Source organism: Streptomyces cahuitamycinicus, assembly GCF_002891435.1.
In the GTDB taxonomy this organism is placed as follows: domain Bacteria; phylum Actinomycetota; class Actinomycetes; order Streptomycetales; family Streptomycetaceae; genus Streptomyces; species Streptomyces cahuitamycinicus.
Genome location: NZ_POUC01000011.1, coordinates 30700 through 52156, shown reverse-complemented (window position 1 = coordinate 52156; position 21457 = coordinate 30700). Strand labels below are relative to the sequence as shown.

The 21457-nt window shown below is 70.5% G+C and carries 17 protein-coding genes and 1 pseudogene; 9 read left to right on the top strand and 9 right to left on the bottom strand.

Annotated elements, in window-relative coordinates; genetic code table 11:
* The 3 genes and pseudogenes from C1J00_RS45000 to C1J00_RS03125 all read right to left on the bottom strand — a co-directional run.
* A pseudogene (locus C1J00_RS45000) lies at positions 1 to 109 on the bottom strand (amidohydrolase); the annotation flags it as partial.
* Between the two features lie 164 nt (positions 110 to 273).
* Positions 274 to 606: a hypothetical protein gene (locus tag C1J00_RS03130; RefSeq protein WP_102907488.1), complete on the bottom strand. Its 333-nt coding sequence runs from the start codon at positions 604 to 606 to the stop codon at positions 274 to 276.
* 58 nt (positions 607 to 664) lie between these two features.
* The gene (locus tag C1J00_RS03125; protein WP_180989379.1) at positions 665 to 1582 is read right to left on the bottom strand and encodes a heme o synthase; all 918 of its coding nucleotides are present in this window, start codon (positions 1580 to 1582) and stop codon (positions 665 to 667) included.
* Between the two features lie 383 nt (positions 1583 to 1965).
* On the opposite strand from C1J00_RS03125, the gene tkt reads away from it, so the two are divergent.
* The 5 genes from tkt to pgl are packed head-to-tail and all read left to right on the top strand — an operon-like array spanning position 1966 to position 8639.
* Complete coding sequence (tkt, locus tag C1J00_RS03115) at positions 1966 to 4053, top strand: transketolase (protein WP_102907486.1); 2088 nt, start codon at positions 1966 to 1968, stop codon at positions 4051 to 4053.
* Positions 4054 to 4087: 34 nt separating this feature from the next.
* Positions 4088 to 5206 (top strand): transaldolase, encoded by a 1119-nt coding sequence (gene tal / locus C1J00_RS03110; protein WP_102907485.1) that lies wholly within the window; start codon positions 4088 to 4090, stop codon positions 5204 to 5206.
* Positions 5207 to 5210: 4 nt separating this feature from the next.
* Positions 5211 to 6734 carry a glucose-6-phosphate dehydrogenase gene (gene zwf / locus C1J00_RS03105; RefSeq protein WP_102907484.1) on the top strand — a complete coding sequence of 508 codons (1524 nt, stop codon included), beginning with the start codon at positions 5211 to 5213 and terminating at the stop codon, positions 6732 to 6734.
* Positions 6731 to 7840: a glucose-6-phosphate dehydrogenase assembly protein OpcA gene (gene opcA, locus C1J00_RS03100; protein ID WP_102907483.1), complete on the top strand. Its 1110-nt coding sequence runs from the start codon at positions 6731 to 6733 to the stop codon at positions 7838 to 7840. Before zwf ends, opcA begins: the two co-directional genes overlap by 4 nt.
* 13 nt (positions 7841 to 7853) lie before the next feature.
* Positions 7854 to 8639 carry a 6-phosphogluconolactonase gene (gene pgl, locus C1J00_RS03095; protein WP_102907482.1) on the top strand — a complete coding sequence of 262 codons (786 nt, stop codon included), beginning with the start codon at positions 7854 to 7856 and terminating at the stop codon, positions 8637 to 8639.
* Positions 8640 to 8690: 51 nt separating this feature from the next.
* On the opposite strand, the gene C1J00_RS03090 is transcribed toward pgl, so the two are convergent.
* Positions 8691 to 9530: a carbohydrate ABC transporter permease gene (locus C1J00_RS03090; protein WP_102907481.1), complete on the bottom strand. Its 840-nt coding sequence runs from the start codon at positions 9528 to 9530 to the stop codon at positions 8691 to 8693.
* A 95-nt stretch (positions 9531 to 9625) separates the two neighbouring features.
* On the opposite strand from C1J00_RS03090, the gene C1J00_RS03085 reads away from it, so the two are divergent.
* Entirely contained in the window at positions 9626 to 10882 is a 1257-nt protein-coding gene (locus C1J00_RS03085; RefSeq protein ID WP_102907480.1) for an RNA-guided endonuclease InsQ/TnpB family protein, read from the top strand.
* On the opposite strand, the gene C1J00_RS03080 is transcribed toward C1J00_RS03085, so the two are convergent.
* The 4 genes from C1J00_RS03080 to C1J00_RS03065 form a co-directional block, all read right to left on the bottom strand.
* On the bottom strand, positions 10848 to 12209 hold the full coding sequence (locus C1J00_RS03080; protein WP_102907479.1) for an ABC transporter permease: 1362 nt from the start codon (positions 12207 to 12209) through the stop codon (positions 10848 to 10850). The genes C1J00_RS03085 and C1J00_RS03080 overlap by 35 nt on opposite strands.
* Before the next feature lie 6 nt (positions 12210 to 12215).
* Entirely contained in the window at positions 12216 to 13541 is a 1326-nt protein-coding gene (locus tag C1J00_RS03075) for an ABC transporter substrate-binding protein (RefSeq protein ID WP_102907478.1), read from the bottom strand.
* Between the two features lie 37 nt (positions 13542 to 13578).
* Positions 13579 to 15237, bottom strand: coding sequence for a glycoside hydrolase family 13 protein (locus tag C1J00_RS03070; protein ID WP_102907477.1), 1659 nt, complete (start codon positions 15235 to 15237; stop codon positions 13579 to 13581).
* 151 nt (positions 15238 to 15388) lie between these two features.
* Positions 15389 to 16660: an ABC transporter substrate-binding protein gene (locus C1J00_RS03065; RefSeq protein WP_102907476.1), complete on the bottom strand. Its 1272-nt coding sequence runs from the start codon at positions 16658 to 16660 to the stop codon at positions 15389 to 15391.
* A 122-nt stretch (positions 16661 to 16782) separates the two neighbouring features.
* Between C1J00_RS03065 and C1J00_RS03060 the strand changes: the two genes are divergently transcribed.
* The 3 genes from C1J00_RS03060 (at position 16783) to C1J00_RS03050 (ending at position 20414) form a co-directional block, all read left to right on the top strand.
* Complete coding sequence (locus tag C1J00_RS03060) at positions 16783 to 17298, top strand: PadR family transcriptional regulator (protein WP_102907475.1); 516 nt, start codon at positions 16783 to 16785, stop codon at positions 17296 to 17298.
* A complete protein-coding gene (locus tag C1J00_RS03055) occupies positions 17295 to 18053 on the top strand; it encodes an ABC transporter ATP-binding protein (protein WP_245936161.1) in 759 nt (252 codons plus the stop codon). The genes C1J00_RS03060 and C1J00_RS03055 overlap by 4 nt, the downstream gene beginning before the upstream one ends.
* Positions 18054 to 18131: 78 nt before the next feature.
* Positions 18132 to 20414 (top strand): ABC transporter permease, encoded by a 2283-nt coding sequence (locus C1J00_RS03050; RefSeq protein WP_102907473.1) that lies wholly within the window; start codon positions 18132 to 18134, stop codon positions 20412 to 20414.
* A gap of 12 nt (positions 20415 to 20426) precedes the next feature.
* On the opposite strand, the gene C1J00_RS03045 is transcribed toward C1J00_RS03050, so the two are convergent.
* Positions 20427 to 21383, bottom strand: coding sequence for a DUF3824 domain-containing protein (locus C1J00_RS03045; RefSeq protein WP_102907472.1), 957 nt, complete (start codon positions 21381 to 21383; stop codon positions 20427 to 20429).
* Positions 21384 to 21457 lie beyond the last annotated feature (74 nt).

Sequence of the window (21457 nt, the reverse complement as noted above, 5' to 3'; positions counted from 1 at the left end):
CGGGTGGGCCCTCGGTGTGGCTGAGGTGGGCCTCGAAGGTGCCGAGGCCCAGCTCCTTGCGGAGTACTCCGTGGCAGTACTGGTCCACCAGTGACGGCGTTTCGATCATCCGGGCCTCCCGGTGTGGACCCTGTTGTTCTCAAGGGTCCTAACGGGTGAACCGTGTTCGAGGTCGCGGTCCCGGAGGGGGCAGCCGGTGCCGTGTGGCGGGTGCGGGCCTTGTGTGGTTGCTCTCGCAGTTCCCCGCGCCCCCGGAAACCAGCAGCCGGTTGCTCAGCCGTTCTTCGGGCCGCCCACCTGGATGCCCGCCATCCGCGACCACTCGTAGGGCCCCGTCTTGACCTTGGCCGCGAATTCGCCGTCGAAGGACTCGTGGGTCGTGATGCCCGACTTCTCCACGGCCTTCTCGGCGATCTCGTAGGAGGGGGCGACCAGGTCGCCCCAGTTTCCGTCCTCGCCGACCAGGACGATGCGGGCGCCGCGCTGGCCGAGGTAGGCGACCTGACCCTCTGCGCCGCCGTGGGCCGCGGAGAAGGAGGAGATCTGCTGGGCCAGCCGGGCCACCTTGCGCTCAGCCTTCGGGTCAACCTGCTGCGTGTCTGCCATGGCCAGGATGCTACTCACGGGTAGATCATCCCGCGAGGGCAGGGCGGTGTGACGTACGTCAGCGCAGGAACGGGTCGACAGCGACCGCCACGAACAGCAGCGAGACGTAGGTGATCGACCAGTGGAACAGGCGCATCTCCTTCAGCTTCGCGCCCGTCACCTCCGCCTTCGCCCGGTTCTGCAGGCCGTGCGCCTCCCAGAGCCAGAAGCCGCCCGCGACCAGCGCCACCGACGTGTAGAACCAGCCCGTGTAGCCGAGCGGGGTCAGCAGCAGCGAGACGGCGACCATGACCCAGCTGTAGATCACGATCTGCTTGGCGACGACCTTGTTGGAGGCGACCACCGGCAGCATCGGCACGCCCACGCGCGCGTAGTCCTCCCTGACCTTCATGGACAGCGGCCAGTAGTGCGGCGGCGTCCAGAAGAACATGACGAGGAACAGGATGACCGGCGCCCACGACATGGAGTTCGTGACCGAGGACCAGCCGATCAGCACCGGCAGGCAGCCGGCGATGCCGCCCCACACGATGTTCTGCGAGGTCCGGCGCTTGAGGATCATCGTGTAGACGACCACGTAGAAGAGGAGCGCGCCGAGGGAGAGCCAGGCGCTCAGCCAGTTCACGGTCAGGCCGAAGAGCAGGGTGGAGGTGATCGCCAGGGTGATGCCGAAGGCGAGACACTCGCGCGGGCTGACCATGCCGGTGACCAGCGGCCGCTGTGAGGTGCGGTCCATCAGCGCGTCGATGTCGCGGTCGATGTACATGTTGAGCGCGTTGGCGCCGCCCGCGGACATGTAGCCGCCGAGGCACGTCAGCAGCACCAGCGTCAGGTCGGGCACGCCCTGCTGCGCCAGGAACATCACCGGCACCGTGGTGATCAGCAGCAGCTCGATGATCCGCGGCTTGGTGAGAGCCACGAACGCCTTGACACGGGCCCCGAACGGCCGGTGGGCCGGGCTCTGGTCCGCCCCTAGCATCCCCGCTGGACGGGATTCAACGGCCGTCACGCACACCCCTACAGAGACATCCCAGCAAGCCTCGTCCCTGTGAAGTCCCGGTAAAGGCTCGCGCGTACCACGCCACTTTAGACGTTGCCCAGACTCGGACATTCGCGGGGGTCGGCTCGTGTTGGAGGGGGGCTTCCGAAGGGCGCGCCGAAGCTCGATTGAGCACCCGGATGAGCGGCTCCGTATTCACCTGTCGAATGCGGTACGCCCCAGTCAGGAGGCGGACCGGGATCAGCCCCGGCACTCTGGAGTGACCCGAAAAAACGCACGTCCCACGGGGGTAGGCTCGGCTGCGGCCGGTGGGCGCCCCGATACACCGGCATCCGACATGTGGAGAGGAGCCCTGACCCAGGGTGAGCACCAAGCCGACCACCACAGACCTCGAGTGGACCGAGTTGGACCAGCGGTCCGTCGACACCGCGCGTGTCCTGGCCGCCGATGCCGTACAGAAGGTCGGTAACGGCCATCCGGGTACGGCGATGAGCCTGGCGCCTGCCGCCTACACCCTCTTCCAGAAGGTGATGCGGCACGACCCGGCGGACGCCGACTGGGTCGGGCGGGACCGCTTCGTGCTGTCCGCCGGCCACTCGTCCCTGACCCTCTACACCCAGCTGTACCTGGCCGGTTTCGGCCTGGAGCTGGACGATCTGAAGTCCTTCCGCACCTGGGGTTCGAAGACCCCCGGACACCCGGAGTACGGGCACACGACCGGTGTGGAGACGACGACCGGCCCGCTCGGGCAGGGTGTCGCCAACGCGGTGGGCATGGCGATGGCCGCCCGCTACGAGCGCGGCCTGTTCGACCCGGAGGCCGCCGAGGGCGAGTCGCCCTTCGACCACTTCGTCTACTGCGTCGCCGGTGACGGCTGCCTCCAGGAGGGCATCTCCGCCGAGGCCTCGTCGCTGGCGGGTCACCAGAAGCTGGGCAACCTGATCCTGCTGTGGGACGACAACCACATCTCGATCGAGGGTGACACCGAGACGGCCGTCTCCGAGGACACCGCCAAGCGCTACGAGGCCTACGGCTGGCACGTGCAGCGGGTCGAGCCGCAGGAGAACGGCGACCTGGACCCGGCCGCGATCTACGAGGCGGTCCAGAAGGCGAAGGCCGTCACCGACCGGCCGTCGTTCATCGCGATGCGCTCGATCATCGCCTGGCCGGCCCCGAACGCGCAGAACACCGAGGCCGCGCACGGCTCGGCGCTGGGCGAGGACGAGGTCGCGGCCACCAAGCGGGTGCTGGGCTTCGACCCGGAGCAGTCCTTCGAGGTGGCCGACGAGGTCATCACGCACACCCGCAAGGCGCTGGAGCGGGGTCAGGCGGCCCGCGCGGTGTGGGAGAAGGCCTACCAGCAGTGGCGGGACAACAACCCCGAGCGCGCGGCCGAGTACGACCGCGTCGCCCGGGGTGAGCTGCCCACCGGCTGGGAGGAGAAGATCCCGGTCTTCGAGGCCGGCAAGGGCGTGGCCACGCGTGCCGCCTCCGGCAAGATCCTCCAGGCGCTCGGCGCGGTGATCCCGGAGCTGTGGGGCGGCTCGGCCGACCTGGCGGGCTCGAACAACACCACGATCGACAAGACCAGCTCCTTCCTCCCGGCGGACAACCCGCTGCCGGAGGCGGACCCGTACGGCCGCACCATCCACTTCGGTATCCGCGAGCACGCGATGGCCGCCGAGATGAACGGCATCGCGCTGCACGGCAACACCCGGATCTACGCCGGCACGTTCCTGGTCTTCTCCGACTACATGCGCAACGCGGTGCGGCTGTCGGCGCTGATGCACCTTCCGGTGACGTACGTGTGGACGCACGACTCCATCGGCCTCGGCGAGGACGGCCCGACCCACCAGCCCGTCGAGCACCTGGCGTCGCTGCGGGCGATCCCGGGCCTGAACGTCGTGCGCCCGGCGGACGCCAACGAGACGGCCATCGCCTGGCGCGAGATCCTGGCGCGCTGGACGAAGGAGTTCGGCAAGGGCCAGCCGCACGGTCTGGCGCTGACCCGTCAGGGCGTGCCGACCTACGAGCCCAACGAGGACGCCGCGAAGGGCGGTTACGTCCTGTTCGAGGCCGAGGGCGGCGAGCCCGACGTGATCCTCATCGCCACCGGCTCGGAGGTGCACGTCGCCGTCGAGGCGCGTGAGCAGCTCCAGGGCGCCGGCGTGCCCACCCGCGTGGTGTCCATGCCGTCGGTCGAGTGGTTCGAGCAGCAGGACCAGGGGTACCGGGACAGCGTCCTGCCGCCGTCCGTCCGGGCTCGTGTCGCGGTGGAGGCCGGGATCGGTCTCACGTGGCACAAGTACGTGGGGGACGCCGGCCGCATCGTTTCCCTGGAGCACTTCGGTGCTTCGGCCGACGGCAAGGTCCTCTTCCGCGAGTTCGGCTTCACTCCCGAGAACGTGGCCGCCGCCGCGCGGGAATCGATCGCCGCGGCTCAGCGCTGACGCTTATATACGACACGTAGGAGATGGAATTTCCATGACAGACGCACTCAAGCGCCTCTCCGAGGAAGGCGTGGCGATCTGGCTGGACGACCTGTCGCGCAAGCGGATCACGTCCGGCAACCTCGCCGAGCTGATCGACCAGCAGCACGTCGTGGGCGTCACCACCAACCCGTCGATCTTCCAGAAGGCGATCTCGCAGGGCGACGGCTACGACACGCAGCTGACCGACCTCGCCGCCCGGAAGGTCACCGTCGAAGAGGCCATCCGCATGATCACGACGGCGGACGTCCGTGACGCCGCCGACATCCTGCGCCCGGTCTTCGACGCCACCGGCGGCAAGGACGGCCGGGTCTCGATCGAGGTCGACCCGCGCCTGGCGCACAACACGCGGGCGACGGTCGCCGAGGCCAAGCAGCTCGCCTGGCTGGTGGACCGGCCCAACACGCTCATCAAGATCCCGGCGACCGAGGCGGGCATCCCGGCCATCGCCGAGACCATCGGCCTGGGCATCAGCGTCAACGTCACGCTGATCTTCTCGCTGGAGCGCTACCGCCTGGTCATGGACGCGTTCCTGACCGGCCTGGAGAAGGCCAAGGAGCGCGGCCTGGACCTGTCCCGGATCCACTCCGTGGCGTCGTTCTTCGTCTCCCGCGTGGACACCGAGATCGACAAGCGGATCGACGCGCTGGGCACCGACGAGGCCAAGGCCGCCCGCGGCAAGGCCGGTGTCGCCAACGCCCGTCTGGCCTACCAGGCGTACGAGGAGGTCTTCTCCTCGGACCGCTGGAGCGCGCTGGAGAAGGCGGGCGCCAACAAGCAGCGTCCGCTGTGGGCGTCCACCGGCGTGAAGGACAAGGCGTACAAGCCCACCCTGTACGTCGACGAGCTGGTGGCTCCCAACACGGTGAACACCATGCCGGAGGCGACCCTGTTCGCCACGGAGGAGCAGGGCGAGATCCGCGGCAACGCCGTCTCCGGCACGTACGAGCAGGCCCGCGCCGACCTCGACGCGGTCGAGAAGCTCGGGATCAAGTACGACGACGTGGTCCGGCTCCTGGAGGAGGAGGGCGTCGAGAAGTTCGAGGCGTCCTGGACCGACCTGCTGAAGTCGACCGAGGCCGAGCTTCAGCGCCTCGCCCCCTCGGAGGGCTGAACAGGTGTCGAGCAGCAACCCGCTGCGTGACCCCGCGGACCGACGGCTCCCGCGTATCGCGGGGCCGTCGGGCCTGGTCATCTTCGGCGTCACGGGCGACCTGTCCCGGAAGAAGCTCATGCCCGCCGTGTACGACCTCGCCAACCGGGGTCTGCTGCCGCCGGGCTTCTCGCTGGTGGGCTTCGCCCGCCGCGAGTGGGCGCACGAGGACTTCGCACAGGAGGTCCACGACGCGGTCAAGGAGCACGCCCGCACGCCCTTCCGCGAGGAGGTCTGGCAGCAGCTCATCCAGGGCATGCGCTTCGTGCAGGGCACGTTCGACGACGACGACGCGTTCGAGCGCCTGCGCTCCACGATCGAGGAGCTGGACAAGGCACAGGGCACGGGCGGCAACTTCGCCTTCTACCTGTCCGTGCCGCCCTCGTCCTTCCCGGTGGTCATCCAGCAGCTGAAGAAGCACCAGCTGGCCGACCAGACGGGCGGATCCTGGCGGCGCGCGGTCATCGAGAAGCCGTTCGGCCACAACCTCGCCTCGGCCGAGGAACTCAACAAGGTCGTCCACGAGGTCTTCGCCCCGGACCAGGTCTTCCGCATCGACCACTACCTGGGCAAGGAGACCGTCCAGAACATCCTGGCGCTGCGCTTCGCCAACACGATGTTCGAACCGATCTGGAACCGGTCCCTCGTGGACCACGTGCAGATCACCATGGCCGAGGACATCGGCATCGGCGGCCGGGCCGGCTACTACGACGGCATCGGCGCCGCCCGTGACGTCATCCAGAACCACCTGCTCCAGCTCATGGCCCTGACGGCCATGGAGGAGCCGGCCTCCTTCGACGCGGACGCGCTGGCCGCCGAGAAGACCAAGGTCCTCGGCGCCGTGAAGCTGCCGAAGGACATGGGCCGGGACACCGTGCGCGGTCAGTACTCCGCGGGCTGGCAGGGCGGCGCGAAGGTGATCGGCTATCTCGACGAGGACGGCATCGACGCCTCGTCGAAGACCGACACCTACGCCGCGATCAAGCTGGAGATCGACAACCGCCGCTGGGCGGGCGTCCCCTTCTACCTGCGCACCGGCAAGCGGCTGGGCCGCCGGGTGACGGAGATCGCCGTCGTATTCCAGCGGGCCCCGCACTCCCCCTTCGACTCGACGGCCACCGAGGAGCTCGGTTCCAACGCGATCGTCATCCGCGTCCAGCCGGACGAGGGCGTCACGGTCCGCTTCGGCTCGAAGGTGCCGGGCACGTCGATGGAGATCCGGGACGTGTCGATGGACTTCGCGTACGGCGAGTCCTTCACGGAGTCGAGCCCGGAGGCGTACGAGCGTCTGATCCTGGACGTTCTGCTCGGTGACTCGAACCTCTTCCCGCGCACGGAGGAGGTCGAGCTGTCCTGGAAGATCCTCGACCCGATCGAGGAGTACTGGGACAAGAACGGCAAGCCCGCCCAGTACCAGGCCGGTACCTGGGGTCCCGTCGAGGCGGACGAAATGCTCGAGCGACACGGACGGAGCTGGCGCCGGCCATGAAGATAGACCTCACGGACACCACCGCGAGCAAGGTCAACAAGGCGCTGGTGCAGGGCCGTCGGGCGATCGGCACCCCGGCGGTCGGCATGGTGCTCACGCTGGTCATCGTGACGGACGAGGAGAACGCCTACGACGCGCTGAAGGCCGCGAGCGACGCCGCGCACGAGCATCCCTCGCGCACGCTCGTGGTCATCAGGCGCGTCTCCCGCTCGCCCCGCGACCGCACGCAGTCCCGCCTCGACGCGGAAGTCCGGGTCGGCGCCGACGCCGGTTCCGGTGAGACGGTCGTGCTCCGGCTGTACGGCGAGGTCGCCGACCACGCCCAGTCGGTCGTGCTGCCGCTGCTCCTGCCGGACGCCCCGGTGGTGGTGTGGTGGCCGGTGAACGCGCCGCTCGACCCGGCGAAGGACCCCCTGGGTGCCCTCGCGCAGCGCCGCGTCACCGACACGTACGCCTCCGAGCAGCCGGTACGGGACCTGGCCACCCGGTCCCGGGCCTACACGCCCGGCGACACGGACCTGTCCTGGACGCGCATCACCCCTTGGCGTTCCATGCTGGCGGCGGCCCTCGACCAGGTCACCTGCGAGGTCCGGGCCGTCGAGGTGGAGGGCGAGGAGTTCAACCCGAGCTGCGAGCTGCTGGCGATGTGGCTCGCGGACCGGCTGGACGTCCCCGTGAAGCGCTCGCTGTCCGGCGGACCCGGTCTGACGGCGGTGCGGATGGACACCAACTGCGGCCCGATCAAGCTGGACCGTGCCGACGGTTCCCTGGCGACGCTCTCCATCGAGGGCCAGCCGGACCGGGCGGTGGCGCTCAAGCGCCGGGAAACCGCCGAGCTGATGGCGGAGGAGCTGCGGCGCCTGGACCCGGACGACACGTACGCGTCGGCGCTGCGGTACGGGGTGGACCGGCTGAAGTCCTCGTCGTCGGAGCAGTCGACGCCGTCGGTGCCGTCGGTGCCCAAAAGTGAAGGGCGAGCAGGACTCGCCCTCCCCGCTCCCGTTGAGGCGGCTGCGAAAGCACCCGCTGCGGAAGCGACGGCGCAGGCACCGGTGAAGGCGGAACCGCCCAAGCTGGAGCCGGTACGGAAGGCGACCACGAAGTGAGGGCGACGACGAAGTGAGTACGGCACCACAGCTGGTCGTGCACCGCGACAAGGAGCTGATGGCGCAGGCCGCGGCGGCCCGGCTGATCACCAAGATCGTGGACGCGCAGGCCTCCCGGGGCTCGGCGTCCGTGGTCCTGACGGGCGGCCGCAACGGCAACGGCCTGCTGGCCGCCCTCGCCGCGGCGCCGGCCAGGGACGCGATCGACTGGAGCCGGATCGACCTCTGGTGGGGCGACGAGCGGTTCCTGCCCGAGGGCGACCCGGAGCGCAACGTCACTCAGGCGAGGGAGGCTCTCCTCGACTCGGTGCCGGTCGATCCGAAGCGCGTGCACGCGATGCCCGCGTCGGACGGGCCGCACGGCACCGACGTGGACGCGGCGGCTGCCGCGTACGCGGAGGTACTGGCGCGGGCGGCCGGCCCGGAGAACCACGGCCCCGTGCCCACGTTCGACGTGCTGATGCTGGGCGTCGGGCCGGACACGCATGTCGCGTCACTGTTCCCCGAGTTGCCGGCGGTCAGGGAGACCGACCGCACGGTGGTCGGCGTCCACGGTGCGCCGAAGCCGCCGCCGACCCGGGTGACGCTGACGTTGCCTGCGATCCGAGCGGCGCGTGAGGTGTGGCTGCTGGCGGCCGGGGAGGACAAGGCGCAGGCCGCGGCGATCGCCCTCTCGGGGGCGGGCGAGATCCAGGCCCCGGCGGCGGGGGCGTACGGCCGCAGCAGGACGCTGTGGCTGCTGGACGGGCCGGCGGCTTCGCAGCTGCCCCGTTCCTTGTACCCGCCGGCGTCTCCCTGAACGTCTTCGGGCCCCCACTTCGTAGCGAAGTGGGGGCCCGACTTGCATGCGCTACTTCACCGATCCCGCCATCACGCCCTGCACGAAGTGCCTCTGGAACGCGAAGAACACGACGACGGGGACGACCAGGGACACGAACGCCCCGGGCGCGAGGACGTCGATGTTGCTTCCGAACTGCCTTATCTGCGACTGGAGTTGCACGGTCAACGGCTGTGAGGAGCTGTCCGCGAACAGCAGCGCCACCAGCATGTCGTTCCACACCCACAGGAACTGGAAGATGGCCAGGGAGGCGATCGCGGGCCGCCCCACGGGCAGGACGAGCCGCGTGAAGATGCGCCACTCGCTGCCCCCGTCCATGCGGGCCGCCTCCAGCATCTCCTTCGGCATTTCCGCGAAGTAGTTCCGCAGCAGGAACACCGCGAAGGGAAGGCCGTACGCCACGTGGAAGAGCACGACGCCGGGGATGGTGCCGAACAGGCCCAGCTGTCCGAAGAGTTTGGCGACCGGCAGCAGACCGATCTGCACCGGCACCACCAGCAGCGCGACCACGACCAGGAAGACCGCCTCCCGCCCGGGGAAGTCCAGCCACGCGAAGGCATAGCCCGCGAGCGCCGCGAGCACCACGACCAGCACCGTCGTCGGCACCGATATCAGCACCGTGTTCCAGAACGCCTGGGTGATCCCGGCGTTCCCGAGCAGCGACGAGTAGTTGTCGAAGGACAGCTGCCCGGGGCTGGTGAACACCGTCCACCAGCCGCCCTTCGCCGTGTCCTCGGCGGATCGCAGCGAGGACAGGAACAGACCGGCCAGGGGCGTCATCCACACCAGGCCGACCACCACGAGGAAGGCCTGGACGACGCCGTTGCCCAACCCGCGCCGAACCGCGTTCATCCGGTCTCTCCTTCGTGGATTCCACGGCCTTCAGGCCGCTCACCGGTCACCGGTCGACATCCTTTGCTCACACGGAAGTTGATAGAGTGTGAGGCATGACACAGCAGGTCAAGCGGGCGTTCAAGTACCGCTTTTACCCCACGACCGAGCAGGCAGCTGAGCTGTCCCGCACGTTCGGCTGTGTCCGCCTCGTGTACAACAAGGCGCTGGAGGAGCGCACGCGGGCCTGGTACGGCGAGCAGCGCCGGATCTCCTACGTGCAGTCGTCCGCCGCGCTGACGGAGTGGAAGAAGACCCAGGAACTCGCCTTCCTCTCGGAAGTGTCCTCCGTCCCGCTCCAACAGGCACTGAGGCACCTTCAGGCGGCGTTCGGGAACTTCTTTGCCAAGCGGGCCAAGTACCCCAGGTACAAGAGCCGGAAGAAGTCGCGTGCGTCGGCCGAGTACACCCGCAGCGCCTTCAAGTGGCGCGACGGACAGCTCACGCTGGCCAAGATGGCGGAGCCCTTGAGTGTCCGCTGGTCTCGGCCCCTCCCGCAGGGATCGGAGCCGACGACCGTCACCGTATCCTGCGACGCGGCCGGACGCTGGTTCGTCTCGATGCTCGTCGAGGACACCATCGCCCCGGCACCCGCCGCGAACGCGGTGGTTGGCATCGACGCCGGGATCACGTCGCTCGTGACCCTGTCCACCGGCGAGAAGATCGCCAACCCGAAGCACGAGCGGCGTGACCGAGCTCGTCTGGCGAAAGCCCAGCGGGACCTGTCGCGCAAGGCGAAGGGCTCGGCGAACCGGGGAAAGGCCCGGCGTCGCGTCGCCAAGCTCCACGCGCGGATCGCCGACCGGCGCCGGGACTTCCTGCACAAGCTGTCGACTCGGCTCGTCCGTGAGAACCAAACGGTCGTGATCGAGGACCTGGCCGTCCGCAACCTGATGAGGAATGGCACGCTCGCGCGCGCCATCTCGGACGCGGCCTGGACGGACCTGCGCAGGATGCTGGAGTACAAGTGCGCCTGGTACGGGCGTGAACTCGTCGTGATCGACCGCTGGTTCCCCAGCTCGAAGCTGTGTGGAACCTGCGGAACGATCCGCGGGAAACTGCCGCTGAACGTCCGCGAGTGGACGTGCGGGTGCGGAACCGTGCATGACCGCGACGTGAACGCGGCACGCAACACCCTGGCCGCCGGGCTGGCGGCGTCTGCCTGTGGAGACGGTGTAAGACCTCAACGGGAGTCCTCCCGGACGGGGCGGTCGTCGGTGAAGCAGGAATCCCAGCGGGCGACCGCTGGAGTCCCCCGCCTTCCGGCGGGGGAGGAAGTCAACGTTGACTCCTTCGGAAACGGCGGACGTTGAACACCATGGCCGGGACGACCAGCAGCAGGAGCAGCACGCCGAGCGCACTGCCGAGCCCCTGGTTGTTGCCGCCGCCGAACGACACCAGCCACATCTGCGTCGCGAGTACGGTCGCGTCCTCCTGCACGGGCCCGGGCGCGATGATGTAGACGAGGTCGAAGACCTTCATCACGTTGATGACGAGGGTGATGAAGACGACCGACAGGACGGGTGCCAGCAGGGGCACCGTGATCCGGCGGAAGATCTGCCACTCGTTGGCGCCGTCCATCCGCGCCGCCTCCAGGGCGTCCCTGGGCAGCGTCGACAGTCCCGCGCCGATCAGCACCATGGCGAAGCCGGTCCAGATCCACAGGTAGGCGCCGATGATCGCCGGGGTGACCAGCGCCGGACCGAGCCAGGAGACACCCTCGTAGGGCGGGGCGAAGTTGGAGGACGGCAGTTTCACCTCGTAGGAGCCGGGTTCGAGCCCTTCGAAGCGGAAGGAGCCGTCGGCGGCGGTGGTGGTCGAGGCGACCTGCTCGCCGTCGCGGACCGCCTCGACCTTCATGTCGGGCAGTCCGCTCTCCCGCCGGTCGACCTTGCCCTGCTCCCCTCCCCCGCCGGGCGTGAAGTCCAGGTAGACGACCCCGCGCAGTTCGTCGGCGGCGGCCTTCTGCCCCGCCGCCGTGTACGCCGGCTCGGCCCCGCCCGGCAGGTCGCCGGGCTGCACGCCGACCAGGCCCAGCGCCACCGCGTCCCCGGGGGACACGCCGGCACTCGTGCGGTACGAGCCGTCCTTGTCCTTCGTCAGGCCCTGCCCGTCACGCCCACGGGCCGTCGGGTACGAGGACTGCTCCTCGAAGGCGTCGTGGACGGAGACCACCGCGGCGTTGAGCACGCCCTTGTCGGGGTCCTCGTCGTAGGCGAGCCGGAAGATGATGCCGGCGGCGAGGAAGGAGACCGCCATCGGCATGAAGAGCAGCAGCTTGAAGGCCGTCGCCCAGCGGACCTTCTCCACCAGCACGGCGAGGATCAGCCCGAGTCCGGTGAGCAGGGCCGGGGCGATGACGACCCAGATGGCCGTGTTGCGGACGGCCTTGAGGGTCGCCGGGTCGCGGAACATCTCGGCGTAGTTGCCGCCGCCGACGAAACTCGTCCCGGAGGCGTCGAAGAAGCTGCGGCCGATGCTGAACAGCACGGGGTAGACGACGAGCGCGCCGAGCAGCAGCAGCGCGGGCAGCACGAACAGCAGGGCGATGATCTTCCCGCGCCGGCGCAGTCGCCGGGTGCGGTCGGCGACCGGGCCGGGCGGTGGGGAGCTCGTCTCTTGGACGAGGGTCGCTGTCATGGCGTATCAGTCCTGGTAGGCCTTGGCCGCCGCCGCCTCCAGCTTCGCCGCGGTGCCCTTCGGGTCCGACGGGTCGCGCAGGAAGTCCTGGAGCAGCTTCCACTCGCCGGCGCCCTTCGTGCCGCCGAACGCGGCCGGGGCCTGGTCGGACATGTCGAAGCGGACCGAATCCCCGGCGTCGACGAGGGACTTGGCGGTGGCGCGGGTGACGTCGTCGCCGTAGGACGCGAGGTCGAGCTTCTTGTTCGGGGAGAGGAAACCGCCCGCCTCGGCCCAGACGGCGGAGGCCTCGGGGGTCGCGAGGTACTCCAGGAGGGCCTGGGCGGCCTTCTGGTTCTTGCCGTCCTTGAGGACGACGGCGGCGTCTCCGCCGCTGACGACCGGTGCCTCGCCGCCGCCGACGGCCGGGAACGGGAAGAAGTTCGCGTCCTCGCCGACCTTCTTGCCGAACTGGTCCTTGGCGACACCGGCCACGAAGTCGCCCTCGTAGACCATGCCGGCCTCGGGTTCCGGCCCGAAGACCTTCTCGACCGAACCGGGGAAGTCGGTGTTCAGGGCGCCCTTCTGGCCGCCGGCGATGAGCTGCTTGTCCTTGAAGAGCTTGCCGAGGGTGGTGAGGGCGTCGACGACGGACGCGTCGGTCCACTTCAGCTTGTGTGCGGCGAGGGCGTCGTACTTCTCGGGTCCGGCCTGGGAGAGGTAGACGTTCTCGAACCAGTCGGTGAGCGTCCAGCCGTCCTGTCCGGCGACGGAGAACGCGGCGAGGCCGGAGTCGGACACGGTCTGCCCGGCCTTCAGCATCTCGTCGTAGGTCTTCGGGGGCTGCACGCCGGCCTGGGCGAGGGCGTCGGGGCTGTACCAGACGGTCGACTTGTGGGCGGCCTTGAAGTACAGGCCGTAGAGGGTGCCGTCGACGCTGCCGTACTCCTTCCACACGGGGGCGTAGCCCGCGTCGACGGACTGCTCGGTCTTCTTCGACAGCGGCTTGAGCCAGCCCTTCTGCGCGAACTGCTTGAGCACGCCGACCTGCGGGACCATCACGACGTCGGGGGCGTTGCCGCCCTCGATCTTGCTGCCGACGACGGTGGAGACGTTGTCGCCGGTGGACGTGAACTGCGTCTTGGCGCCGGTCTTCTCGGTGAAGGCGTCCAGCACCTTCTGGAAGTTCTTCTGCTCGGTGCCGGACCAGACACCGGCCACGGTGATGGTCTGGCCGTCGAGCGCCTTGTCGCCGCCGCCGGCCGCGACGGGGCCGCCGCCGCAGGCGGTCGCGCCGAGCGCCAGGACGAGGGTGGTGCAGCCGGTGAGCAGGGTGGTGCGTCGTCGCATCATCGTTGATGTCCCTTCGGGGAGTTGACTTGCGGGGAGTTCAGGAACGGATCCACCAGGCGGCCGTCGAGCCGGAGAGCACTCCGGACGGGCAGTGGCCGCTGGCGAGCAGGGGGGAGCCGGAGACCGGCGCGGGGGTGGGGGCGGTACCGAAGTTGACGGCGCAGACCAGGTCGTCGCCGCGTTCGAAGGCCAGGACGCCGGGCGGGGCGTCCAGCCAGCGCAGCGTGCCCTCGCCCAACTGCGGCAGCGCGGCGCGCAGTTGGAGGCCGTCGCGGTACAGGTGCCAGAAGGAGCGGGTGTCGGCGAGGGCCCGGTCGGTGGCGTACTCGGCGAAGTACTCCGGCTGCGGGAGCCACGGCTTGGCGCTCTCCACCCCCGGAGTGAAGCCGAACGGCGAGGCCTGGCCCGACCAGGGCAGGGGGACCCGGCAGCCGTCGCGGATGCGGGCCCTGCTCCCGGTGCGGCGGAAGATCGGGTCGGTGAGCACGTCGTCGGGCAGGTCCACGACCTCGGGCAGGCCGAGCTCCTCGCCCTGGTAGATGTACGCGGCTCCGGGCAGGGCCAGCATCAGCAGCGCGGCGGCACGGGCGCGGGCGGCGCCGAGGCCGCTGCCCTCGGTGGCGGGTTCGCCGTAGCGGGTGACCGTGCGGACCTGGTCGTGGTTGTTGAGGACCCAGGTGACGGTCGAGCCGGTGCCGGCGATGTCGTCCATGGCCTCCGAGATGACCTTCCGGAAGGCGTCGGCGTCCCAGGAGGCGCTGAGCAGGTCGAAGAAGAAGGCCTGGTGCAGCTCGTCGGGGCGGACGTACTGCGCGTGCTCGCGGGCGGTGGGGACGGACACCTCGCCGACGAGGAGGCGTTCGCAGCCGTCGCGCTCGGTGTACTCCTCGCATATGGAGCGCCAGCGCCGCCACACGTCGTGCACCTCGGGCTGGTTCCAGGCGAGCGGGTTGACCGAGTCGCGGGTGCGGGCGTCGGCCTCGGGGTCGTCCGAGTCGGGCAGCTCCGGGTGCTTGTAGAGGCCGGCGGCGACGTCGATGCGGAAGCCGTCGATGCCCCGGTCCAGCCAGAAGCGCAGGACCCTGTCGAACTCGGCGCCGATCTCGGGGTTGCGCCAGTTCCAGTCGGGCTGCTCGGGCGCGAACATGTGCAGGTACCACTGGCCGGGCGTCCCGTCCGGCTCGGTCACCCGGCTCCAGGCGGGGCCGCCGAACATGGAGTGCCAGTTGTTGGGCGGCTCGGCGCCGTCCGGACCGCGGCCGTCGGCGAAGTGGAAGCGGGCCCGGGCCAGGCTGCCGGGAGCGGCGGCGAGCGCCTCGCGGAACCAGGGGTGCTCGCTGGAGCAGTGGTTCGGGACGATGTCGAGCAGCACCTTGACGCCGAGCCGCCGTGCGGCCCCCCCCAGCTCGTCGAACTCGCCGAGGTCGCCGAAGAGCGGGTCGACGTCGCAGTAGTCGGCCACGTCGTAGCCGTGGTCGTGCTGCGGCGAGGGATAGAAGGGGCTCAGCCAGATCCCGTCGACGCCGAGCTTCTTGAGGTACGGCAGTCCGGCCCGGACGCCGGCGAGGTCGCCGATGCCGTCGCCGGTGCTGTCGAGGAAGCTGCGGACGTAGACCTGATAGATCACTGCGTCACGCCACCAGTGGTGCCTGTTCAACCCATCGACCTGTCTCTGAGAAGGGCAGCGGTTATGCATGCATGTTAAGTAGCCGTGTCGAGAGGGTGTCAATGAAAAGACAGAAGCAACTGACTGGTTGAGGCGCGGAACCAGGACTTATCGGGCGCCATGAGGCAAGATGAGATCCCCGCGTTACCTAACAAGTAACTAGAGGGGTGCCCGAGTGAAGCTAGCGGTGCGAGATGACCGCGAGCTCTCGCGCCAGCCGCCGCACCGCTGCCGCGGGCGTCCGGTGCCCGGCCATCGCGTCGTGCACGACCGCCTGCACGACGAGACTGACCTGGTCGTAGCGCGGGCTCTTGGGGCGCGGCTCGGCCGCGAGCACACTCGTCCGCAGAGTCGGCAGGTACGGGAACCTGCGGATGAGAGCCGGGTCCTGGTAGAGATCGGCCCGCACGGGCGGCAGCGCGCCACGGGTGAGGACCTGGCGCTGGACGCGCTCACTGGTGAGGTACGCGATCAGGCGGGCCGCCGAGTCGGGGTGCCGCGCGTGGGCGCTGACGGCCAGGTTGGAGCCGCCCAGAACGCTGGTTCCCGGCCCGTCGGGTCCGGGCAGGGGGACGGCGCCGATCTTCCCGGCGACCTTCGAACCGGGGGCGGAGGCACCGACGTAGGCGTAGGGCCAGTTCCGCAGGAAGAGCAGCCGGCCGTCCTGGAAGGCCTGTTTGGACTCCTCTTCCTTGTACGTCAGCGCTTCCCGGGGGATCCACCCCTCGCGCACCCCACGCGCCAGGAACCCGATGCCCTCGCGGGCCGCCGCCGAGTCGACGGTGACGCGCTCGCCCTCGTCCCCGAGGATCGACCCGCCCGCCGAGTAGACGGCCTCGGCCGCGTTGACGGTGAGGCCCTCGTACGGCAGGAACTGTCCGGCGTAGCCGTCGAGGCCGTGCTTCGGGGCGATGGTCTTCGCGTACCGCTCCAGCTCCGCCCAGGTGCGCGGTGGCTCGACGCCCTCCTTCGCAAGGACGTCCTTGCGGTACAGGAGCAGGCCGGCGTTGGTGACGTACGGGACGGCGTAGAGCTGCCCGTCGTAGGTCGCCGTGTCCACGACCGGCTGGAGGAAGGCCCTCAGCGGGAAGCGGTCCCGGGGCAGGGGCCTGATCCAGCCCGCCGCGGCGAACTCCGGGGTCCAGTTGACATCGATGTTGAGCACGTCGAACCGGCTGCGGTCGCCGTCGCGCAGGTCGGTGACCATCTGGGCCTGGGTCTCGTCGGCCGAGTCCGGCAGCTCGACGAGGGTGACCTTCTCGCCGGGGTGGGTGCGGTTCCAGCCCTCCAGCAGGGGGCCGAGGTAGCCGGTGAGGTCTCCGGCGGTGGCCAGGGTGAGGGGGCCGCGACCGCTCTCAGGGGGCTCGCCCGCCTGCGCTCCGGCGGCAACGTAGCCTGTCAGGACCACGACCAGAACGAGAAGGCCCCTACCCGCGGCATGGATCCACCGCATAGGTTCCTCCCTGTACACCGGCGCTGGGCACCCTTGCCCGGAATCAGAGGCCATGTATACCTGTTAGGTATGGGCGATACTAGGGCCTGGAGCACATTGGACCGGACAGGAGGACTGCACGCGTGCGCCTGCCCCTCCTGGCCCTCCTCGCCCGCGGGCCCGCCCACGGCTACGAGCTCAAGCAGGACCTTGAGCAACTGCTGGGCTCCGCGTACCCTCAGCCGAATGTCGGCCAGATCTATGTGACCCTCGGCCGCCTCGAGAAGTCGGGACTGATCGAGGGCGAGGACGTGGCGCAGTCCAGCCGACCCAACAAAAAGGTCTACCACCTCACCGACGCCGGGCGGGAGGCGCTGCGCGCCTGGTTCGAGGAGCCCGAGGACGAGCCGCGGGTGCGGGACGAGTTCTTCATGAAGCTGGCGCTCGCTCCGCAGACCGGTCTCGCCGAGCAGATCACCCTGATCAACCAGCAGCGGCGCCAGTACCTGAACACCATGCGGCAGCTGTCGAAGCTGGCCGCCGCAGAAGACCGCGACAACCGCATCGCCCAGCTGCTGATCGAGGGCGCGATGCTGCACCTGCAGGCCGATCTCGACTGGCTGGAACGGTGCCAGGAAGAGCTGGAGGAGCTGGAGTGAGCGACGACCGTCCGGCTCCTGTGCTGCGCGCCGAGGGCCTGGTCAAGACCCACCACGGCGAGGGCGCCCCGGCGCATGCCGTGCGCGGGGTCGACCTGTGCGTACGGCAGGGCGAGTTCGTGGCGATCACCGGCCCGTCCGGCGCCGGCAAGTCGACGCTGCTGCATCTGCTCGGCGGGCTCCAGCGGCCGGACGCGGGCAGCATCTGGCTCGACGGCGAGTCCACCGACACCTATGGCGAGGCCCGCTGGGCGGTGGAGCGCCGCAAGCGGATCGGGATCGTCTTCCAGTTCTTCAATCTCGTCTCGAACCTGTCCGTCGCCGACAACGTGGAACTGCCCGCCCTGCTCGCGGGCACCTCGCCGAAGCAGGCGCGCGCCGAGCGTGAGGCGCTCCTGGCCGAGCTGGGCCTGACGGGCAAGGAGCGCAGCATGCCGGGCGAGCTGTCCGGTGGTGAGCAGCAGCGCGTCGCCCTGGCCCGGGCCCTGGTCAACCATCCGCCGCTGCTGCTGGCCGACGAGCCGGCGGGCAGCCTCGACAGCAAGGGCACCCGCGAGGTGATGCGGCTGCTGTCCCGCTTCCACCAGCGCGGCCAGACGATCGTGCTGGTCACCCATGACGCCCGGCTGGCGAGCGCCGCGGACCGGGTGATCAGCTTCTTCGACGGCCGGATCGCCGACGACGCGGAACTCGACGGCGGCGCCACACCGCCGCGCCGCGCCGGGATTTCCGGAGTGCTGGAGCTCAGGGACTGACATGCGCGACGTCCACGACGACTGTGCGGCCCTGCGCGTCCACGACCGCGCGGCCCGCGGGCCGAGGGGCTGAGGCCCGTGCGAGCCACCCTGCGCTGGGCCCACTCCGATCTGCGCACGCACCGCGGCGAGGCGCTGTTCCTCGTCCTCGCCACGGCGGGCATCGTCGCCTCCCTGCTGCTGGCCACGGCCCTGTTCGGCTACGCGACCAACCCCTGGCAGCGCGTCTTCACGCAGTCGCACGGCGCTCATGTGTGGCTGCACACCGACAAGGCGGCCGACACCGGCAAGCTGGCCGGTCTGGACGGCGTGGACACCGTCGCCGGCCCCTACCCCACCGCCTCCGTCACCGTCTCCGCGCGCGGCAGCCGCGCATCCGTCGAACTGCGCGGGACACCGGAGCGGCCCTCGGTCGGCCACCCGCCGATCGTCTCCGGCCACTGGCTGGACCCCTCGGCCCCGAACGGCGTGGTGCTGGAGAGCCGTCTCGCGCGGGCCCTGCTGGCCGAGCCCGGCGACACCCTCACCGTGCCCGGCACCGCCCGCGAGCTGACCGTCGTGGGCGTCGCGGACAGCGCCGAGCCGCGCTACCGGCCCGGTGAGCAGCCAGGCCTGGTCTGGGCACTGCCGTCAGCCGTTCCGGACCCCGGCGGCCAGGTGATCGGGCTACGGCTGACGGACCCGGGTGACACGTCCTACATCGTCCAGCGCGCCGTGACGGTGCTGGGCTCCGGGGCGATCGGCGAGGTCTCGACCTGGCAGCAGGCGCGTGCCGAGGCTCAGGGCGACAACCGGTTGCTCGGCCAGGTGCTGGGGCTGTTCGGGCTGGGAGCGCTGGTCGCGGCCGGGTTCGCGGTGCACGGGGCGATCGGCACGCGTATCCGCGGACACCTGCGCGACCTCTCCGTGCTGAAGGCCATCGGCTTCACTCCCGGCCAGGTCGTCCGGGTCTTCCTGCTCCAGCACCTCGCCTACGCCCTGCTCGGCGCCCTGGCCGCCGCCGGGCTCGCCGAGGCCCTGGGCAGCCGCATCCCCGGGCGGCTCGGGGACGCGGTCGGTGTGTGGCAGGGGCTGCCCGGCCACACCGTGGCGCTGATCGTGGTGCCGGTCGGCGCGGTGCTGTTCATCGGCGCGACCACCGGCCTCGCCGCCTGGCGGGCCGGACGCGTGCCTCCGGTACCGGTGCCTCGCCCCGCCACGACCTCGGGCGGACGGCTTTCCGGCGTGGCGCGCCGGGCCCTGGGCCTGCGGATTCCGCCCGCGCTGGTGCTGGGCTGGCACACGGCGTTCACCCGCCGCCCCCGCTCCCTGGCCACCGTCGCCCGTCTCACGCTGCCGCTGCTGCTCATCGTCGTCGCGATGAGCGCCTGGACCACCATCGACCGCTTCCACAGCGAGCCCGAGCAGGTCGGCCTGCCCGCCGCGCTCAGCGTCCGCGCCGACGCCGGGCGCAGCGAGCAGCAGATCCGCACCCTGCTGGAACGCGACCCGGGGGTGGCCGCCGCATACCCGGGCGTCGAGACGGCCGCCCTGGGTCCGAGCCAGACGGCGACCATCGCGCTGCGCGGCCTCGGCACCCACCGGGATCCCTACCCGCACACCCTCGCCGAGGGCCGCCCCGCCCGCGGCGCCGACGAGGCCGTGGCCGGGCAGGGGCTGCTCGATCTGCTGGACGCGCGGGTCGGCGACTGGGTCCGGATGACCGTCGGCGACCAGCCGCTGATCCTGCACATCGTGGGCCGCAGCATCGAGCCGGAGAACGCCGGCCGGGTCATCTCCACGTCCCTCGACACCCTCCGCGAGAACGATCCGGGGCTCCGCCCGACCCTCTACGAACTCCGCCTTCACCCCGGCGCCGACCCGCGGGAGGTCGCCGACCGGCTCACCACGGCCGGAGGCGGCCACCTGGACGTGCATACGGTGGCCAACCCGGCGGACGGACTGTCCCCGCTGCGCGCGGTCGTGGCCGGGCTGATCGCCGTGCTCGCCCTCATCGGGCTCATCGAGCTGCTGACCGCGATCGGCGGGACCGTCCGCGAGAGCGAACGGGACCTGCTGGCCCTGAAGGCCATCGGCCTGTCCCCCCGGCAGATCACGGCGATCACCGTCACGGCCACCGGCCTCACGGCCCTGGCGGCCGTCCTCGTCGCCACCGCCCTGGGCCTGCCCCTCGCCCACTGGCTGATCGACGCCCAGGGCCGCTCCAGCGGCATCGGCGCGGGCCTCGCCCAGGGCCCCTCCGCGATCCTCGTGGTGCCCCTCGGGGCGGCAGCGGTCCTCTGCGCCGCCGCGCTGGCAGCCGTCCCCGCGGCCCGGGCCGCCCGCCGGCGCCTCGCGGACACGCTGAGCGCGGTGGCCTGACCTCGACGCCGCTCAGCCGTTGTAAGGGCGCTGCGGGTTGTACGGCGGCTGCGGGTGCGGGGCGTACGGGCGCTGCGGGTTGTACGGCGGCTGCGGGTGCGGGGCGTACGGGTGCTGCCCGCCCGGCATGTGGGGACGGCCGTGCGGGTTCGCCTGCGGCGGCAGGTACGGCGCTCCCGCCGGGGGCATGCCCGCGGGCATTGCAGGCACCGGCCCGGGCGCCGGTGCCTGCGTCGTCGGATGGGCCTTCAGCCGGATCCCGTACCGTCGCTTCAGCCGCCCCATCTCCAGCAGCGCGATGGCGGTGACCGTCACCGGCGCCCCCAGGATGAAGATGATCCCCAGGGTGAGGCTGAGCCCGTGCAGATCACCGGTGACGAGGTCCGGGACGGCCATCAGCCAGCTGGTCACCACGGCGAGCAGCGGCGGCAGACAGCGGTGCACTGCGGCCGTGCCGAAGAAGTTGCCGGAGACCCGCACCGCTCCGTAGGCCGTGAAGATGAGCATCCACATCATCGTCAGGCCGACCCCGATGATCACGGCGGGGTTCGCCGTCCCGTTCACGGTCTGCACCAGCACCAGCACGGCGGCAACGCATCCGACGAACAGCAGGAGCAAGAGGAGGGAGTTGACCAGGGGCACGCGCAGTTGCCGTACGGTGCCGCCGCGCCGCCAGACCCAGAGCATCGCGCCGACCGTCAGCGGGGTGAGGAAGAGCAGGACGACGGAGGCCGTCATCGCGTTCTCCAGCAGCTCCCTGAAGTCGAAGCCGCCCTCGATGAAGGTGAAGACCCCGAGGGACGCCACCGCCCCGGCGATGACGCGGAACCTCTTGAGCCGCTCCACCGACGGATCGAGCGGCTGCGGTATCCACGCGGGGTGGAACACCGCCCGCGCCACGTCCTGGGGTTTGAGCAGGGACCGGGCCGTCAGGGCGCCACCGGTCCAACTTCCGCGTGTGCGTGCCACTTCGCGCTCCCCCGAGCACTCGCCGTGATGATCGTCCGGGAGTCTACGGGAAGCGGACGGCGCGCTGCCGCCCG

Coding starts and splice junctions, on each gene's coding strand:
- opcA (WP_102907483.1), top strand. CDS start 6,731: ATGAAGATAGACCTCACGGACACCACCGCGAGCAAGGTCAACAAGGCG.
- C1J00_RS03085 (WP_102907480.1), top strand. CDS start 9,626: ATGACACAGCAGGTCAAGCGGGCGTTCAAGTACCGCTTTTACCCCACG.
- C1J00_RS03130 (WP_102907488.1), bottom strand. CDS start 606: ATGGCAGACACGCAGCAGGTTGACCCGAAGGCTGAGCGCAAGGTGGCC.
- C1J00_RS03080 (WP_102907479.1), bottom strand. CDS start 12,209: ATGACAGCGACCCTCGTCCAAGAGACGAGCTCCCCACCGCCCGGCCCG.
- C1J00_RS03065 (WP_102907476.1), bottom strand. CDS start 16,660: ATGCGGTGGATCCATGCCGCGGGTAGGGGCCTTCTCGTTCTGGTCGTG.
- C1J00_RS03090 (WP_102907481.1), bottom strand. CDS start 9,530: ATGAACGCGGTTCGGCGCGGGTTGGGCAACGGCGTCGTCCAGGCCTTC.
- C1J00_RS03075 (WP_102907478.1), bottom strand. CDS start 13,541: ATGATGCGACGACGCACCACCCTGCTCACCGGCTGCACCACCCTCGTC.
- tal (WP_102907485.1), top strand. CDS start 4,088: ATGACAGACGCACTCAAGCGCCTCTCCGAGGAAGGCGTGGCGATCTGG.
- C1J00_RS03125 (WP_180989379.1), bottom strand. CDS start 1,582: ATGCTAGGGGCGGACCAGAGCCCGGCCCACCGGCCGTTCGGGGCCCGT.
- C1J00_RS03070 (WP_102907477.1), bottom strand. CDS start 15,237: ATGCATAACCGCTGCCCTTCTCAGAGACAGGTCGATGGGTTGAACAGG.